The organism is Kribbella sp. NPDC050470, assembly GCF_044458365.1.
Taxonomy (GTDB): Bacteria; Actinomycetota; Actinomycetes; order Propionibacteriales; family Kribbellaceae; genus Kribbella.
In genome coordinates this window covers 280,236-296,274 of record NZ_JBITHV010000011.1, presented here as the reverse complement: position 1 = coordinate 296,274, position 16,039 = coordinate 280,236, and the positions used below count along the sequence as shown (strand labels likewise).

Here is a 16,039-nt window from a genome sequence, read left to right as displayed (position 1 = left end):
CTGCCTCTGATCGTTCGGCCGGTGCCGAACAGTGCGGCTGCGAGGATGGCGGTATGACTTTTCGCGAGCTGCACGACGGGTTCTTCGTGATGCCGAACGCCTGGGACGCCGGGAGTGCGGTGGTGCTGGCCGATGCCGGGTTCCCGGCGATCGCGACTACGAGCGCGGGGATCGCGTTCTCGCTCGGCAAAGGTGACCACACGCTGCCCGACGGTGCGCCGGCGGTGTCGCGGGAGGACATGTTCGCGCGGGTGCAGGAGATCACCGCGGCGAGCGCCGTACCCGTGAACGGCGACCTCGAGGACGGGTACGGCGCGGACCCGTCGGCCGTGGCGGAGACGATCCGCCTGGCCCGGGAAGCCGGGCTGGCAGGCGGGAACATCGAGGACTACGACGGACGGGAGCTGTACGACGTCGAGCTGTCGGTCGACCGGATCGTCGCCGCCCGCGAGGCCGCCGGCCCCGACTTCGTCCTCACCGCGCGCACCGACGGCCAGCTGCTGCGCACGCCGACCTCGCTGCAGGACTCGATCGACCGCGCCAACCGCTTCCACGAGGCCGGCGCCGACTGCCTCTACGTCCCCGGCGTCAACGACCTCGACTCGATCCGCACCCTCGTCAAGGAGCTCGCCGGCCCCCTCAACGTCGTCCTCGGCCTAGGCACCTCCACCCTCACTGTCCCCACCCTCCAGTCCGCCGGCGTCACCCGCATCAGCCTCGGCGGCAGCATCGCCCGCGCAGCCCTCGGCCTCGTCCGCCAAGCCGCCCAGGAACTCCTCACCACCGGCACAATCGACTTCGCCGCCGGCCAGATCCCCCAGGCAGAACTCAACCAGCTGTTCGCCAGGAAGGCCTAAGCGTCGCGCAGCCGAAACACGACCAGGCCGGTCGCGATCGACGCGACGGCGTAGAGGCCGAGTACGCCGAGCCCCGACCACGGTGCGATCGGCAGCGCGTCGAGACGCAGCGTGGACTGGATTGTGAGTCCGGCGGTCATCGGCGACACCTTCTCGATCCACTCCTTCCACCGCGGATCGGTGACGACGAGCGACACGATCGGTGCGACGTACAGCAGCACGAGCAGGATCGTCACGGTGCCGCCGGTGTGCCGGACAGCGAAGGCGACACCGAGGCTGAGTAGGGCAACCAGGCCGAGGTACAGCGCCGTTCCGCCGTACGCCCGCAGCGTCGGCCCGTCAGCCGGCGTCGGAAGCCGGTACCCCGCGACCTCGGTGAACCCGTTGCCGGCCAGCACCTCTCGACCGGCGAGCAGCGATGCCCCCACGCTGACGGCCGCGGCGCCGAGCACCGCTGCGGTGACGACGATGGCCTTCGCGGCGAGCACGACGACCCGGCGCGGACAGGCCGCCAGCGTGGTCCGGATCATGGCCGACTCGTACTCGGCACTGACAGCAAGCACGGCGAGCACGATCACCGCCGTCTGGCCGAGGTAGACCCCGGTGAGGCTGAGCCTGGGAAGGTCGAAGTCGCAGGACGGATCATCACGTGCGCAGTCCGGCGGCGTGAGGTCCCAGGTCACCAAGGCGCCGGCCGCCACCGTCAGCACCATCGCTGCGAGCAGCGTCCAGCCGGTGCTCGGCACCGTGCGCAGCTTGGTCCACTCGGCCCTGAGCGCCCGCCCGATCTGCATCAGGCGTCCCGGCGACCGAGTTGCCAGTGGGCCAGTGCCAACGCGACGGCGGCGTACCCGGACAGCACCGCGAGCCCGGTCCACGGGCCGATCACCTGTCCGGCCCGGTCGACCGTCTGCTGGATGGCCAGGCCGGCGACCGGCGTCAGCCGGCTCATCCAGACATCGGCCTCGGGTGAGATCACCGGCGCGACCAACTGCGGCACCAGCACGAGCGCAACCACGAACACGATCGCCCCGACGGTACGACGCCGCAGCACGGCGACACCGAGGCTGAACAGCGCGACCAGGGCGAGGACCGCGGCCGTGCCGACGACCGCACGCAGAGCCGTTGCCTCTAGCAACGACACGTGGGGGTACGCCGGCGGGTTGTAGCCGCCCGAGCGCAACCCCGGCTGGGCGAGCAGGAACGAGGCGACACTCGCTATCAGCCCGGTCACGAAGACCGCGACCCCGAGCACGACCGCCTTCGCCGCGAGAACCTCGCCGCGTCGCGGACCGGCCGTGAGCGTTGTGCGGATCAGGCCGGTCCGGTACTCGGCGGTCATCGACAACACACCGAGCGCGATCACCGCGAGCATGCCGATCCGGAGGCCGAACAGACTGAGCAGCACCACGTCGTCCTCGCCCGGCGACCGCCAGCTGGCGATGCCGTAGCCGGCGATGTCACCCGATCCGATCACGGTGAACGTGTCGCCGTTGCGGCGCAGCTCCCCGACGGGCACTCCCCCGGTCTGCTTCGACGGCAGCGTCGAGATGTTCTGACCGAGCCACTCCGCCGGCGGCTGCGCTCCGGTCACAGCGAGGTCGTCGAAGATCGCCGTACCCACGGTGTTTCGCAGGCCGACCGACGTACCGCTGCCCGTCCGTTGGGTGACGTACAACGGTGGCGACGCGACGAACAGCCCGACCTCGACCTGCGTGGGCAGCGCCACGGTCATCGTGCCGATCTCACGCCACTCGGCGCCGTCGGCGGACTCGTACCCGGTGATCGAGGAACCGGCGCGAGTGAGCCTGAGCCACCGCGGCGCGGGATCGGCCGATCCGGCCAGATCGGTGTCGAACATCGCCTGCATCCGCACGCCGTGATCCGGCGTGACCAGCACAGCGGCGTACGGCGAACCCGGCTCGACCGCAGCCTTGATCAGCAGGCCTGCCTTCGCCCACTCGTGGCTGCCCTGCTGGCTGACGATCCGGGCGACCACCGAGCCGTCGCCGGCGAGCGGCTTGTGCACGAAGTAGGCCTGATCGGAGTACCGCGGCTGCTCGTTGGCATCCGTCGAGCCGGCGGTCGAACCCAGGACCTCCAGCAACACCGAGACGGCCACCGCGGCCAGCAGGCACAACGAGGTGCTCCGGACCGAGCGGAACTTCGTCCATTCCCCGTGCAGCACCCGCAGAAAGCTCTTCATCACGGCTCCCGCGACCCGAACTCGACCGCGTCACGAGTCAGCTCCATGTAGGCCTCCTCGAGCGACGCCCGGTGCGCGGCCACCTCGGTGAACGACAGGTCGTGCTGGTTCAGCAGCTTGATCACGTGCTCTGGCGTCAAGCCGGTGACGGTCAACCGATCAGCACCGGTCGCGGCCACCGTTGCCCCGGCGTTGGCCAGCACGGTCATGGCCTGGATCCGATCCAGGGTGCGAATCCCGACCCGGTCCGCCGATGCGGCGGCGACCAACTCGCGCACTGTGGTGTCAGCGACCAGCCGGCCGCGGCCGATCACGATCAGATGGTCCGCGGTGTCCTGCAGCTCACCCATCAGGTGACTGGACACCAGGACCGATCGGCCTTCGGCGGCCAGTGACCGCAGCAGGCCACGGATCCAGACGATCCCCTCCGGGTCGAGCCCGTTCACCGGCTCGTCGAACAACAACACCGGCGGATCGCCCAGCAAGGCACCAGCGATCCCCAGCCGCTGCCGCATCCCCAGTGAGAACCCGCCGGCCCGGCGCCTCGCTGCCTGCGTCAGACCCACTTGTTCCAGCACTTCGTCGACGCGCCGTCCGGGCAAGCCGTTGTACTGCGCCATCCACAGCAGGTGATCCCGCGCCTTCCGGCCGGGATGGACCGCACCCGCGTCGAGCAGCGCACCGACCTCACGCAGCGGGGTGGCGAGGTCCCGGTACCTGCGGCCGCCGACCAGGGCGCTGCCCGCGTCGGGGGCGTCCAGCCCAAGGATCACCCGCATCGTCGTCGACTTGCCGGCGCCGTTCGGCCCGACGAAGCCGGTCACCTGACCTGGCCGGACGGTGAAGGACAGGTCGTCCACCGCGACAGTGGCGCCGTATGTCTTGTGCAGCTCGCGGACCTCGACGGTGTTCGCCTCCATGGCACTCGACGCTACGGCTCGTCCCGGCGGCTGTCGTCACGCTGCCGAGCGCCCTTGCTGTCCCCCACGAGGGTGACGCCCAGGGTGACGGCTGGGCGGACAATGAGGGCGTGAGCCGGCTCCGTGAGCTGAAAGACCGAGCGTTCGTCGTTGCGGCGGCCGTGCTCGGTCTGTTCGCCGTCGTCGAGGCCGGCGGTCGCGGCGACGGGACCGGCATGGATCTGGAGACCGCGATGCTGCTCGGGCTGTGCGCGACAGTGCCACTCGCGTTCCTGGCGGCTCATCCGGTGCCGGTCGCGCTGGCCGTCACGTTGGCCAACGCGGTGATGCTCGCCAGCCCTGAACCGCCCTACGCCGCGGGAGTGCTGGCCGGACTCATCGCCCTGTACCGGCTGGCGCGCAGCCGGTCTCGCCGGGTGGCGTTCCCGTTCCTGCTGCCGTTCGTTCTGCTCGCTCTCGGGGAGCCGCAGCTGGACTCGGTCGTGCTCCTGGTGGTGATGACCGCGGCCGTCCTGCTCGGCGCCTCAGCGCGGGAACGCGGCGCCGCCGCCGACTCGGCCGCAGCCAGCCGGACGAGCCTGGACAACAAACTCGAGTTCGCCGCTCGGGGTGAGCGGGCCCGGATCGCCCGCGAACTGCACGACGTGGTGGCGCACCACATCTCGCTCATCGCCGTGCAGGCCGAGACCGCCCGGCTGACGACACCCGGCCTGCCTGCGGAGGGAGCGCAGCGGCTGATCGCGATCGGCGACACCGCGCGCTCTGCCCTCACCGAGATGCGCCGGCTCCTCGGTGTGCTGCGCGAAGACGTCGACCCCGCCACCAGGACCGTGCGCGCACCGCAACCCGGCCTGGAGCAACTGAACGCGCTCGTCGACGAGGCCCGGGCGTCCTCCGGCGCGAGTACCCGCCTGATCGTGCGTGGTTGTGTCGTCCCCCTCGACCCAGGTGTGCAGCTGACGGCGTACCGCATCGTCCAGGAAGCGCTGACGAATGCGCGCCGGCACGCCCCGGGCGCGGCCGCGGACGTCGAGCTGGACTACACGGCGGCGGCGCTGCTGGTCCGGGTCCGCGACAACGGCCCGGGGCCGACCGCCGACCAGGACGGCGCCGGCGGGCACGGGCTGGTGGGGATGCGCGAACGAGCCGCGATGGTGGGCGGAACGCTGACAGACGGCCGGTCAGCCGGCGGCGGGTTCGTGGTCGACGCGGTGCTGCCGATCCCACCGGCCGAGCCATGAGCGCACGGATCCGGATCGCCGTCGTCGACGACCAGGAGGTCGTCCGGGCCGGGTTCGGCGCACTGCTCGGCACCCAGCCGGACTTCGAGGTCACCGGTACGGCGGCCGACGGCGCCGAGGCCGTCCGGCTGTGCCGGGACCGCAACCCCGATGTGGTCCTGATGGATGTCCGGATGCCGGTCCTGGACGGTATCGAGGCGACCCGGCAGATTCTCGCCGACGCCGGACCCGGCCCCCGGATCCTGATGCTGACCACCTTCGACCTGGACGAGCACGTGTACGACGCGCTGGCCGCCGGCGCCAGCGGGTTCCTGCTCAAGGACGTGACTGCAGAGCGCCTGTTCGACGCGGTCCGGGTGATCGCGTCCGGCGGCGGCCTGCTCGCGCCGACGGTGACCAGGCGGCTGATCGCGGAGTTCGCCCGGCACCGTCCCGCCCGCGACCCGGCCGCCACCCTGGCCCTCGGCAACCTCACCCCGCGGGAGGTCGAGGTGCTCGGCCTGATCGCCGAAGGCCTGTCCAACCCGGAGATCGCGGGCCGGCTGGTGGTCAGCGAGGAGACCGTCAAGACCCACGTCAGCCGGCTGCTCGGCAAGCTCGGCCTCCGGGACCGGACCCAGGCCGTCATCGCCGCCTACGAGTCCGGCCTGGTCGTCCCGGGAACAGCCCGGCGATCGTGAAATGCGCACAGCCCGGACCGTGGACGGTCCGGGCTGTGCGGGGTCTCGCTAGAAGATGACTTCGCCGCGGGCGCGGCGGGCGCGGAGTTTTTCCAGGGCCTCTTCGAGGATCTCCTGGGCCTCCTGCTCGCTGCGGCGTTCCTTCACGTACGCCAGGTGGGTCTTGTAGGGCTCGATCTTCGGGGGCGGGGGCGGGTTGTTCACATCGGTGCTGGTCGGCAGACCGCACCGCGGACAGTCCCACGCCTCCGGGATGGACGCCTCGACCGCGAACACCGTCGCGGTCTCGTGCCCGTTGGCGCAGAAGAACACGATGCGCTGCCGGGGCGCGGTGTCACCGCGCTCCGCCTCGCCCATCGGGCCTGCGCCGACCCGGCTGCCACGAATCGCACTGCCACCACCAGCCACGGGAACCTACTCCCCTCAGCCGAGCTTGTAGAGCAGGCCGAGGGCGACGATGGCAGCGAACCAGATCAGACCGACAGCGATCGTGATCCGGTCCAGGTTCCGCTCGGCGACCGACGAGCCGCCCAGGCTGGACGACACCCCGCCACCGAACAGGTCCGACAGACCGCCACCGCGGCCTTTGTGCAGCAGCACGAGCAACGTGAGGATGAGGCTGCAGACGATCACGACGATCGAAAAAGCGAGAATCACGAGGAGTAGCCTAACTGAAGGTCCAGGTAACGGCAGATTCCGGCGAACTCGTCCGCCTGAAGGCTCGCACCTCCGACCAGGCAGCCGTCCACGTCCGGTTGGGCCATGATGCCACCTGCACTGGCCATCTTCACCGACCCCCCGTAAAGAATCCGTACCGAGTCGGCGACCGACGGTGAGATCGTCTCCTCGATCCGGCCCCGGATGGCCGCGATGACCTCCTGCGCGTCCTCGGGCGTGGCCACCTCGCCGGTACCGATCGCCCAGACCGGCTCGTAGGCCAGGACCAGCTTGCGGACGTCGTCCTGCTTCAGCCCGGCCAGCGCGCCGTCCACCTGGGCCAGCGTGTACTCGACGTGCTCGCCGGCCTTGCGGACGTCGAGCCCCTCGCCGACGCAGACGATCGGGGTCAGCCCGGCCTCGAGCGCCTTGGTCGTCTTGGCGTTGACCAGCGCGTCGTCCTCACCGTGGTACTGGCGCCGCTCGGAGTGCCCGGTCAGCACGTAGGTGCAGCCGAGCTTGGCCAGCATCGACGCCGAGATCTCGCCGGTGTAGGCGCCCGCGTCGTACTTCGACACGTCCTGGGCGCCGTACTTGATCTTCATCCGGTCGCCGTCGACCAGCGTCTGGACGCTGCGCAGGTCGGTGAACGGCGGCAGCACCGCCACCTCGACCCGCTCGAAGTCGTGCTTCTTGTCCTGCAGCGTCCAGGACAGCTTCTGCACCAGGTGCACAGCCTCGACGTGGTTGATGTTCATCTTCCAGTTGCCCGCCATCAACGGCGTACGGGCAGCTGCGCTGTCAGCCATCGGGTGTCAGTCCTCTTCCAGTACGGCGAGACCCGGGAGCTCCTTGCCCTCCAGGTATTCCAGCGACGCCCCACCACCGGTGGAGATGTGCCCGAACGCGTCGTCGGCGAAGCCCAGCTGGCGCACCGCCGCGGCCGAGTCACCGCCGCCGACCACACTGAGGCCGTCCACCTCGGTCAACGCCTGCGCGACGGCCTTGGTTCCGCCGGCGAACGCGGCCATCTCGAAGACGCCCATCGGGCCGTTCCAGAACACCGTCCTGGCGGCGGCCACCTCGGCGGCGAACGCCTTGGCGGACTCCGGGCCGATGTCCAGGCCGAGCTGGTCGGCCGGGATCGCGTCCGCGGCCACGACCGTCGCCGGGGAGTCGGCCTTGAACTCGGGCGCGACCACGATGTCGGTCGGCAGCACGATCTCGACACCCTTGGTCTTCGCGGTCTCCAGGTAGCCCTTGACCGTGTCCAGCTGGTCTTCCTCGAGCAGGCTCTTGCCGACCTCGTGACCCTGCGCCTTCAGGAAGGTGAAGACCATCCCGCCGCCGATCAGCAGCTTGTCGGCCTTGCCCAGCAGGTTGTCGATCACCGCGAGCTTGTCCGACACCTTCGCGCCACCGAGCACGACGACGTACGGCCGGGCCGGCTCCTCGGTCAGCTTCTTCAGCACGTCGACCTCGGCCAGCACCAGGCCGCCGGCGGCATGCGGCAGCTTGCGCGCCACGTCGTACACGCTGGCCTGCTTGCGGTGCACCACACCGAAGCCGTCGCTGACGAACACGTCGGCCAGCGCCGCCAGCTCGTCGGCGAGCTGGTCGCGCTCGGCCTCGTCCTTGCTCTCCTCACGTGCGTCGTACCGCACGTTCTCGAGCAGCAGGACCTCACCCTCGTCCAGATCCTGTACGGCGGACTGCGCGCTGTCGCCGGTGACGTCGTCGGCGAACAGCACCTTGATGCCCTCCGGCTCGAGCAGCTCGCCGAGCCGCTTGGCCACCGGGGCCAGCGTGAACTCCGGGTTCGGCTTGCCCTTCGGGCGGCCGAGGTGAGCGGTGACGATCACCTTGGCGCCGGCCTTGGCCAGCTTCACCAGCGTCGGCAGGCTGGCCCGGATCCGGCCGTCGTCGCCGATCGTCTCGTCCTTGATCGGCACGTTCAGGTCGGAGCGCACCAGCACCCGCAGGCCGGCCACGTCCCCGAGGTCTTCGATGGTCTTCACAGTTCAGCAATCCTTGCGGCTCAGGGATCAGCCTGCGCCCGGGGCGAACCGGACGCAGGCTGTCGACAGTGCAGGTGTCAGAGCGAGGCGCCGACGTGCTGGACCAGGTCGACGAGGCGGTTCGAGTAGCCCCACTCGTTGTCGTACCAGCCGACGACCTTGACCTGGTTGCCGATCACCTTGGTCAGGCCCGCGTCGAAGATGCACGAGGCCGGGTCGGTGACGATGTCGGCGGAGACGATCTCGTCCTCGGTGTAGGTCAGGTAGCCCTTCAGCGCGCCCTCGGCGGCAGCCGCCTTGTAGGCGTCCTTGACCTCGTCGACGGTGACCTCGCGGCCGACGTTGACGGTCAGGTCGGTGGCCGAGCCGGTCGGGACCGGGACCCGCAGGGCGTAGCCGTCCAGCTTGCCCTTCAGCTCCGGCAGCACCAGGCCGATCGCCTTCGCGGCGCCGGTGGAGGTCGGCACGATGTTCAGCGCGGCGGCGCGGGCGCGGCGCAGGTCCTTGTGCGGGGCGTCCTGCAGGTTCTGGTCCTGGGTGTACGCGTGGATCGTGGTCATCAGGCCACGCTCGATCGTGAACGCGTCGTGCAGGACCTTGGCCAGCGGGGCGATGCAGTTGGTGGTGCAGGACGCGTTCGAGATCACGGTGTGCTTCTCGGCGTCGTACAGGTCGTGGTTCACGCCCATCACCACGGTCAGGTCCTCGTTCTTCGCCGGGGCGGAGATGATGACCTTCTTGGCGCCGTTGTCGGCGTGCGTCTTGGCCTTGGTGGCGTCGGTGAAGAAGCCGGTCGACTCGATCACCACGTCGGCGCCGACGTCGGACCACTTGAGGTTCGCGGGGTCGCGCTCGGCGAACGCCTTGAAGCTCTTGCCGGCGACGGTGATGTCGTCGTCGGTCGCGGAGACCTCACCGGGGAAGCGGCCCAGGATCGAGTCGTACTTCAGCAGGTGAGCGAGGGTCTGGTTGTCGGTCAAGTCATTGACGGCGACGACCTCGATGTCGGCACCGGACGCCTGCACGGCGCGGAAGAAGTTACGGCCGATCCGGCCGAAGCCGTTGATACCTACGCGTACGGTCACGGGACTGCGTCTCCTCAAAACTAGCTGTCGAGCACTGCCGCTACAGCCCGAACACTAGCCCAACAGCCCACTCGATCAACTGGTAGCGTCCAGATGAGACCACCACCACTCCCGCTCCGGTTTCAGACCAGACCACTTGGTGGTACGGCAACGGCGGTTTCCGGAACCTCTCTCCGGAAACCGCCGTTCGCAGCGGTCAGCCGACCACGTTCACCGCGGCCCAGGCCTGCTCCACCGCGGCCCGCTCGGCGCTGCTCGCGCCGTACAGGTCGGTGGCCGCGTTCAGCGTCGCGGTCCGCGCGCCGTGGTAGTCGGTCCGCGACGTCATGTACGTCGTCAGCGCCCGGTACCAGATCTTCTCCGCCTTGCCGATGCCGATACCGGTGACGGTGATGCCGTTCACGGTCGGGCTGTTGTAAGCGACCCCGTTGATGGTCTTGGCGCCGCTGCCCTCGGACAGCAGGTAGAAGAAGTGGTTGCCTACACCGGACGAGTAGTGCACGTTCAGCCGGCCCACGCTCTTCGACCACGAGTCCGCGCTGGCGCCGTCCATCGACGGCTTGTCGAGCCGCCGGATGAAGTTGGCGGCCGGGTCGTAGTCGGCGAAGATCTCCTCACCCAGCACGTAGTCCGGGCTGTCCGAGCCGTTCGCGGCGTACCACTCGACCGCCGTGCCGAAGATGTCCGAGGTGGACTCGTTCAGGCCGCCGGACTCGCCGCTGTAGCGCAGCTTGGCCGAGCGGCTGGTGACACCGTGGCTCATCTCGTGACCGGCGATGTCCAGCTCGACCAGCGGGCCGATCCCCTGGCTCGGGTCGCCGTCGCCGTACCGCATGCAGAAGCAGGAGTCGCTCCAGGACGCGTTGACGTAGGCGCCGTCGTGCACGTACGACCGTGCGCCCACGCCGTCGTTGGCGATGCCGTTACGGCCGTGAACGTTCTTGTAGTAGTCCCACGTCTCGGCGATGCCGTAGTGCGCGTCCACGCCGGCCGACTGCGGGTTGCTGTTGCTGCCGGTCCCCCACACGTTGTCCGCGTCGGAGAACAGCGTTCCCGCGTTGTACGTCGTGTTGCCGCCCCGGACCGGGTCGACCATGGTCCAGTTCGCGCCGGACTTGGTGGTGTCGAGGGCGACGGTGCCGGAGTACAGGCCGGTGCCGCTGCCGAGGTCGTCGTGGACGGTGCTCCAGCTGGCGAGCAACTTGCCGGTCTGTGCGTCGACGTAGGTTTCGGTGCCGGTTGGCTCACCGGTGGACTTCCGGCCCTCGCTGACGACCTGGTAGGCCAGCTTCGACTGACCGGCGTCGGTGACGAACACGACGAGCTGCTGTTTGCCGGACTTCTGCTTGGCGGCGGCGGTCGCGGTGGCAGCCGAGACGGCCGGCTTCGTCGACAGGCTCAGCTTGCCCACACCACCGGACGCCGAGCGGGCCTTCCCGGCCTTGTCCTGGTGGACGACGACGTCACCGCCGACGACCGGCAGGCCTTGATAGGTGCGATCGAACCGGATGTGGCTGGTGCCGTCGCCGTCGACCACGACATCGCGGACGACGAGGTCACCGGCGGCGCCGACACCGAGCTGCTCGGCATTGGCCTGGGCCGCGGCCACCGGCGACACCGGATCGCCGCCGGCACCGGGTTGGGCAGCCTGCACGCCGGCGGCGGTGGACAGGACGGCCAGACCGGCGATCGCGGTCGCGGCCAGACCGGCGCGACGAATGCGCTTCATGGGGACTCCCTTGGGCGGAAGACGCGCACGGACGGGACCTGCCGTGCGCGATGGGCAGGCACACCCTGCGCGAACTTCCATCCAAAGGGAATCGATCGTTCCCGAAATCCCCCGAAGTCCCGGGAAATCCTTCAGCCACCCGGTTCGAGGCCCGCGGCCCGGACCGGCGTACGGCAGCCCCTGCGGAGACCGCCGTACGCTCGGACCACTACTCGATTTCTCAGCGCCCGAAGGCCTGCGCCGTCCCCCGCGCGTTCACCACGGCGCCCAGCTTCTCGTTGTCCCGCAACCCGCGCTCCGGCTGCACCTCGTTGTCCGGCCAGCCGATCACGACCGGGCTGTCGGCGACCATGCTGTTCTGCTGCCTGGCTTCCTCCGCGGCCTTGCGCGCCGCTTCGGCCGCCGCCAGCGCCGCGGCCTCTTCTTCTTGGGTACCCATCGGTCCTCACTTGTTCATCGGATGGCAATTCCCGTGGGGGAATCCAACCAACGTGACCAGGACCGCGTGGCGCGTGGTTGATAACGATCCGGTCAGGCCGGGTCGAGCATCTCCGGGGTGAGGTTGGCCTCGGTGTTCGGGATGCCGAGGTCGGCGGCGCGCTTGTCGGCCATCGCGAGCAGGCGGCGGATCCGGCCGGCGACAGCGTCCTTGGTCAGCGCCGGCTCGTGCAGCTGCCCGAGCTCCTCCAGGCTGGCCTGCTTGTGCTCCAGCCGCAGCTTGCCGGCCACCTGCAGGTGATCCGGTACGTCGTCGCCGAGGATCTCCAGCGCGCGCTCGACCCGCGCGCCGGCAGCCACTGCCGCCCGGGCGGAACGGCGCAGGTTCGCGTCGTCGAAGTTCGCCAGCCGGTTCGCCGTCGCGCGAACCTCGCGACGCATCCGGCGCTCCTCCCAGGCCAGCACGGACTCGTGCGCACCCAGCCGCGTCAGCAGCGCGCCGATCGCGTCGCCGTCGCGGATCACCACGCGGTCGACGTTGCGCACCTCGCGGGCCTTCGAACCGATCCCGAGCCGCCGGGCCGCACCGACCAGCGCGAGCGCAGCCTCCGGACCCGGGCACGTCACCTCGAGGGACGACGAGCGCCCCGGCTCGGTCAGCGAGCCGTGCGCCAGGAACGCACCCCGCCAAGCCGCCACGGCGTCACAGGAGGCACCGGACACCACGGCCGGCGGCAGGCCCCGGACCGGGCGGCCGCGGTTGTCGACCAGTCCGGTCTGCCGGGCCAGCGCGTCACCGTCACGCACGACGCGTACGACGTACTTGGTCTGCTTCCGGATACCGGACGGGGAGATCACCACCACGTCCGACGGGTGCCCGAAGATCTCGGCGATGTCCTTGCGCAGCCGCCGGGCCGCCGCCCCGCTGTCCAGCTCCGCCTCGACGACGATCCGCCCCGACACCAGATGCAGCCCGCCCGCGAAGCGCAGTACCGACGACACCTCGGCCTTGCGGCAACAGGGTTTCGTGACCTGGATGCTGGTCAGTTCGGACTTCACCTGTGCAGTCATCGCCATGAAGGCATCCTCCCACCGTTGTCAAAGACCCTCGTTCAACGTGCGCATCCCGGAACTGGTTACGCAGCGGTGCAACCTCACGAAGCGCCCGCTGCGTTCCCTCGGCGACACAATGATCAGCAGAGGGGGCCGAATGCGAAGACGCGACGAAGACGAGTTCACCGAGTTCGCGGCCGTCACCATACGCCGCTTGCGCCGTACGGCGTACCTGATGTGTGGCGACTGGCACCGGGCCGAGGACGCGGCCCAGGACGCGCTGGTGAAGGTCTACCGCCGCTGGAACCGCATCGACCGCAGCGAGGGACTGGTCAGCTACGCCCACAAGGCCGTCGTGACGTCGGTGCTGGACCAGGCGCGGCGGCCGTGGCGGCGCGAGCATCTCGACGATCCGGGCGACGACATCCTGACGGCGCCCGACGCGTTGCAGGCCGTCGACGACCGCTCGGTGGTGATCGCGGCGCTCGCCGCGCTCGCGCCCGGTCAACGCGCATGCGTCGTACTGCGTCACTACGCCGACTTCAGCGTCGAGCAGACCGCGGAGATCCTCGGCATCGGCGAGGGCGCCGTGAAGAGCCAGACATCCAGGGGTCTCGCGCACCTGCGCCAACTCCTCGGCCTGACCGAAAGGAGCGCCTCGTGAACGACATCGAGAGACTGCTCGACGCTGCGTCCGACGACGCGGACCGGCCGCTGCGTCACTCCGTCGACGACATCCTTGTCCGCGGCCGCCGTTCGGTCCGCCGCGGCCGGATCGCTGTCGTGTCCACTGCCGTCCTCACCACCGCCGCGATCATCGGCGGTATCGCCGCCTGGTCGAACACCGTGAACGACTCCGCGGACCCGGCCGGCGACCCGAAGAACCAGACCATCACCGTCGACGCGAAGACCGGACAGGTCGTCGACAACGAGTCCGGCCGGCAGGCCGCGGCGCCGCCGCCGGTCAGCCCTCTGTCTGACGCCGAGGTCCTGCAGCGCTGCAAGCAGTTCGACAACGAGTACGTCCAGTCCAACAAGGAGCGAGGCTCGAACAGCGTCGACAAGGCGGGACCGATCGACGCGCGCTGGAAGGTCCTCGTGAAGAGCGGCGACCAGAACCGGCTGCAGGCGCTGTTCCTGGCGCCGGACCGGTCGATCGTCTCCACTTGCACCATGGACGGCCCGCAGCGGCCCAAGATCAACGGGCGCTACAGCACCACCGAGAGCTTCGCCAAGATCGCCGGCAGTTCGGACGACCAGCCGCAGGCCGTCGCGGCGAAGGTTCGGATCCCGGTAGACGGCGTCGCCCGGGTGCTGGTGGATTTCGTCGGCGAGAAGGCGCCACGGCAGGCGCTGGTCGGCCCCGACGGGTTCTTCACTCTGGGCTACCCCGACTGGGAGCAGTTCTACCGGCCGTCCCCCGACGCGTCGGGCCGGACGAGTCGGCCCGAGCCGACACTCCAGCGGGTCCGGGCGTACGACGCCGGCGGCCGCCGGATCTACGACTGGAAGTACAAGCCAGTGGAACTGCCGCAGCAACCGACCGTGCCGGCGGACCGGAAGATCCAGCTCGCCGCGCCGATCACCCCGGAGGTCGTGCTCACCAAGGATCCGGCCACCGGCAAGGCGCTGCAGCCGGCGCCGCCGGTCAGCCCGGTCAGTGACGACTCGATCCGGACCCGGTGCAAGAAACCGGACGACGCCTACTTCAAGGACGGCGTCCCGTCGGGTCAGGACAAACGGACCTACGACGCCGGGAAGCTCACCCCGGACTGGAAGGTCGCCCTGAAGACCGGAACCGGGATCGACTTCACCGCCCTGCTGGTCTCCCCCGGCGAGAACGTCGTCGCATGGTGCCACATGTACGACCAGGCCGATCACTACGACTACAGCCGCGGCGGCGTCCCCGCCACCGGGAAGTTCGGGGTCGGGCTGGAGTGGGGCCAGGTCCCCGACGGGGTCGCACAGATCGTGGTCGACCTGCCGAGCGGCCCGGTCCGCGCCCTGATCTCGAACGGGTTCTTCATCTGGGGCCTCACCGGCGGGAACTCCGACGTCAAGAACGTCCGGGTCCGCGGCTTCGACGCCCAGGGCAAGCAGGTGTACGACGCCAAGCACGACGTCGACGCGAGCTAGACGAGCAGCTCCCGGTAGACCTTGGCCAGTTTGTCCGGGGCGTGGTGGAGGTGGCGGTCGTCGTCGGCGATGTCGGCGACGACCAGCTCCGCGCCGAGCGCCTCCGCCGTACGGCGCAGGGACGCCGGGTCGGGCACGTGGCCCTCGTCGGCGAGCACCACGTCGATCCGCAGGTCCGGGGCGTGCGCGGCCAGCACCTCGAGGTGGGTCTCCGGCGAGAAGCCGTCGGTCTCGCCCTTCTGTTCCCCCAGGTTCAGCGTCAGCACCCGGCGGGCGCTGGTCTGCTCCAGGCCGCGGCACAACGCCGGGACCAGCAGGTTCGGGATCACCGAGGTGAACCACGACCCCGGGCCGACGACGACCCAGTCTGCCTCCGCGATCGCGACCAGCGCCTCCGGGCAGGCCGGCGGGTCGGCCGGGTCCAGCGCCACGTCGACCACATGTCCTTCGGTCGTCGCCACCTCGGCCTGACCGCGGATCTCGGTGATCGCCTCCGGATGATCCGGATCCAGCCCGAGCACCCGCGCCGTGATGTCCAGCGGTACGGCGGACATCGGCAGCACCCGGCCTTGGGCGCCGAGGAGCCGGGCGACCCAGTCGAGCCCGTCCACCGCCTCGCCGAGCAACTCCCACAACGCGACGATCAGCAGGTTGCCGACCGCGTGGTCGTGCAACGCGCCGTCGCTGCGGAACCGGTGCTGCAGCACGTCGGCCCACGTCCGGCCCCACTCGTCGTCGCGGCACAACGCGGCCAGCGCCATCCGCAGGTCACCCGGCGGCAGCACCCCGAGCTCGCTGCGCAGGCGACCGGACGAGCCGCCGTTGTCGGCGACCGTCACGACCGCGGTCAGCTGGTCGGTGACATGACGAAGCGCGGACAGGGAGGCTGCCAGTCCGTGCCCTCCGCCCAGTGCGACAACCCGGGGAGCTCTGCGGGGGTCTGGGGGTCGCCCCCCAGACGACACGCCAGAGCGCTCCAGCCCGTGCTCTTCGCGGGCAGGGATGTCCCAGGGACTCTG

Annotated in this window: 17 protein-coding genes; 5 read left to right on the top strand and 12 right to left on the bottom strand. The window is 70.0% G+C overall.

The features are described 5' to 3' along the window. Window positions 1-53: 53 nt before the first annotated feature. Entirely contained in the window at window positions 54-857 is an 804-nt protein-coding gene (locus ACIBGM_RS32800) for an isocitrate lyase/phosphoenolpyruvate mutase family protein (RefSeq protein WP_396387748.1), read from the top strand. On the opposite strand, the gene ACIBGM_RS32795 is transcribed toward ACIBGM_RS32800, so the two are convergent. From ACIBGM_RS32795 to ACIBGM_RS32785, 3 genes are read right to left on the bottom strand one after another with little or no spacing between them, the layout of a single operon-like run. Further along, window positions 854-1,651, bottom strand: coding sequence for an ABC transporter permease (locus ACIBGM_RS32795; protein ID WP_396387747.1), 798 nt, complete (start codon window positions 1,649-1,651; stop codon window positions 854-856). The genes ACIBGM_RS32800 and ACIBGM_RS32795 overlap by 4 nt on opposite strands. Continuing rightward, the gene (locus ACIBGM_RS32790; protein WP_396387746.1) at window positions 1,651-3,063 is read right to left on the bottom strand and encodes an ABC transporter permease subunit; all 1,413 of its coding nucleotides are present in this window, start codon (window positions 3,061-3,063) and stop codon (window positions 1,651-1,653) included. Before ACIBGM_RS32790 ends, ACIBGM_RS32795 begins: the two co-directional genes overlap by 1 nt. After that, window positions 3,063-3,983 carry an ABC transporter ATP-binding protein gene (locus tag ACIBGM_RS32785; protein ID WP_396387745.1) on the bottom strand — a complete coding sequence of 307 codons (921 nt, stop codon included), beginning with the start codon at window positions 3,981-3,983 and terminating at the stop codon, window positions 3,063-3,065. The genes ACIBGM_RS32790 and ACIBGM_RS32785 overlap by 1 nt, the downstream gene beginning before the upstream one ends. Window positions 3,984-4,093: 110 nt before the next feature. On the opposite strand from ACIBGM_RS32785, the gene ACIBGM_RS32780 reads away from it, so the two are divergent. Further along, entirely contained in the window at window positions 4,094-5,224 is a 1,131-nt protein-coding gene (locus ACIBGM_RS32780; RefSeq protein WP_396387744.1) for a sensor histidine kinase, read from the top strand. Continuing rightward, window positions 5,221-5,904 (top strand): response regulator, encoded by a 684-nt coding sequence (locus ACIBGM_RS32775; RefSeq protein WP_396387743.1) that lies wholly within the window; start codon window positions 5,221-5,223, stop codon window positions 5,902-5,904. The genes ACIBGM_RS32780 and ACIBGM_RS32775 overlap by 4 nt, the downstream gene beginning before the upstream one ends. Before the next feature lie 48 nt (window positions 5,905-5,952). Here the strand turns inward: ACIBGM_RS32775 and ACIBGM_RS32770 are convergent, their stop codons facing one another. From ACIBGM_RS32770 to whiA, 8 genes are all read right to left on the bottom strand, one after another. Beyond that, the gene (locus ACIBGM_RS32770; protein WP_360521422.1) at window positions 5,953-6,312 is read right to left on the bottom strand and encodes an RNA polymerase-binding protein RbpA; all 360 of its coding nucleotides are present in this window, start codon (window positions 6,310-6,312) and stop codon (window positions 5,953-5,955) included. A gap of 15 nt (window positions 6,313-6,327) precedes the next feature. After that, entirely contained in the window at window positions 6,328-6,561 is a 234-nt protein-coding gene (secG, locus tag ACIBGM_RS32765; RefSeq protein ID WP_337010487.1) for a preprotein translocase subunit SecG, read from the bottom strand. Beyond that, window positions 6,558-7,370 carry a triose-phosphate isomerase gene (gene tpiA / locus ACIBGM_RS32760; protein WP_360521426.1) on the bottom strand — a complete coding sequence of 271 codons (813 nt, stop codon included), beginning with the start codon at window positions 7,368-7,370 and terminating at the stop codon, window positions 6,558-6,560. The genes secG and tpiA overlap by 4 nt, the downstream gene beginning before the upstream one ends. A 6-nt stretch (window positions 7,371-7,376) precedes the next feature. Next, on the bottom strand, window positions 7,377-8,579 hold the full coding sequence (locus tag ACIBGM_RS32755) for a phosphoglycerate kinase (RefSeq protein ID WP_396387742.1): 1,203 nt from the start codon (window positions 8,577-8,579) through the stop codon (window positions 7,377-7,379). A gap of 77 nt (window positions 8,580-8,656) precedes the next feature. Continuing rightward, complete coding sequence (gap, locus tag ACIBGM_RS32750) at window positions 8,657-9,664, bottom strand: type I glyceraldehyde-3-phosphate dehydrogenase (RefSeq protein WP_396387741.1); 1,008 nt, start codon at window positions 9,662-9,664, stop codon at window positions 8,657-8,659. Between the two features lie 196 nt (window positions 9,665-9,860). Continuing rightward, window positions 9,861-11,393: a M4 family metallopeptidase gene (locus tag ACIBGM_RS32745; RefSeq protein ID WP_396387740.1), complete on the bottom strand. Its 1,533-nt coding sequence runs from the start codon at window positions 11,391-11,393 to the stop codon at window positions 9,861-9,863. A 220-nt stretch (window positions 11,394-11,613) separates the two neighbouring features. Then, window positions 11,614-11,832, bottom strand: coding sequence for a hypothetical protein (locus ACIBGM_RS32740; protein ID WP_396387739.1), 219 nt, complete (start codon window positions 11,830-11,832; stop codon window positions 11,614-11,616). Between the two features lie 92 nt (window positions 11,833-11,924). Further along, complete coding sequence (gene whiA / locus ACIBGM_RS32735; RefSeq protein ID WP_328520667.1) at window positions 11,925-12,908, bottom strand: DNA-binding protein WhiA; 984 nt, start codon at window positions 12,906-12,908, stop codon at window positions 11,925-11,927. Between the two features lie 133 nt (window positions 12,909-13,041). Between whiA and ACIBGM_RS32730 the strand changes: the two genes are divergently transcribed. Beyond that, window positions 13,042-13,548, top strand: a complete 507-nt coding sequence (locus ACIBGM_RS32730) for a SigE family RNA polymerase sigma factor (RefSeq protein ID WP_396387738.1) — start codon at window positions 13,042-13,044, stop codon at window positions 13,546-13,548. After that, complete coding sequence (locus ACIBGM_RS32725; RefSeq protein ID WP_396387737.1) at window positions 13,545-15,020, top strand: hypothetical protein; 1,476 nt, start codon at window positions 13,545-13,547, stop codon at window positions 15,018-15,020. Before ACIBGM_RS32730 ends, ACIBGM_RS32725 begins: the two co-directional genes overlap by 4 nt. Here the strand turns inward: ACIBGM_RS32725 and yvcK are convergent. Continuing rightward, the gene (yvcK, locus tag ACIBGM_RS32720; RefSeq protein WP_360521447.1) at window positions 15,017-15,985 is read right to left on the bottom strand and encodes a uridine diphosphate-N-acetylglucosamine-binding protein YvcK; all 969 of its coding nucleotides are present in this window, start codon (window positions 15,983-15,985) and stop codon (window positions 15,017-15,019) included. The two genes, ACIBGM_RS32725 and yvcK, sit on opposite strands and share 4 nt — an antisense overlap. Window positions 15,986-16,039 lie beyond the last annotated feature (54 nt).

Excerpts from the sequence above, each read along its gene's own strand:
- ACIBGM_RS32800 (WP_396387748.1), top strand. The coding sequence starts at position 54 with ATGACTTTTCGCGAGCTGCACGACGGGTTCTTCGTGATGCCGAACGCC.
- ACIBGM_RS32795 (WP_396387747.1), bottom strand. The coding sequence starts at position 1,651 with ATGCAGATCGGGCGGGCGCTCAGGGCCGAGTGGACCAAGCTGCGCACG.
- ACIBGM_RS32790 (WP_396387746.1), bottom strand. The coding sequence starts at position 3,063 with ATGAAGAGCTTTCTGCGGGTGCTGCACGGGGAATGGACGAAGTTCCGC.
- ACIBGM_RS32785 (WP_396387745.1), bottom strand. The coding sequence starts at position 3,983 with ATGGAGGCGAACACCGTCGAGGTCCGCGAGCTGCACAAGACATACGGC.
- ACIBGM_RS32775 (WP_396387743.1), top strand. The coding sequence starts at position 5,221 with ATGAGCGCACGGATCCGGATCGCCGTCGTCGACGACCAGGAGGTCGTC.
- tpiA (WP_360521426.1), bottom strand. The coding sequence starts at position 7,370 with ATGGCTGACAGCGCAGCTGCCCGTACGCCGTTGATGGCGGGCAACTGG.
- ACIBGM_RS32745 (WP_396387740.1), bottom strand. The coding sequence starts at position 11,393 with ATGAAGCGCATTCGTCGCGCCGGTCTGGCCGCGACCGCGATCGCCGGT.
- ACIBGM_RS32740 (WP_396387739.1), bottom strand. The coding sequence starts at position 11,832 with ATGGGTACCCAAGAAGAAGAGGCCGCGGCGCTGGCGGCGGCCGAAGCG.
- whiA (WP_328520667.1), bottom strand. The coding sequence starts at position 12,908 with ATGGCGATGACTGCACAGGTGAAGTCCGAACTGACCAGCATCCAGGTC.
- ACIBGM_RS32730 (WP_396387738.1), top strand. The coding sequence starts at position 13,042 with ATGCGAAGACGCGACGAAGACGAGTTCACCGAGTTCGCGGCCGTCACC.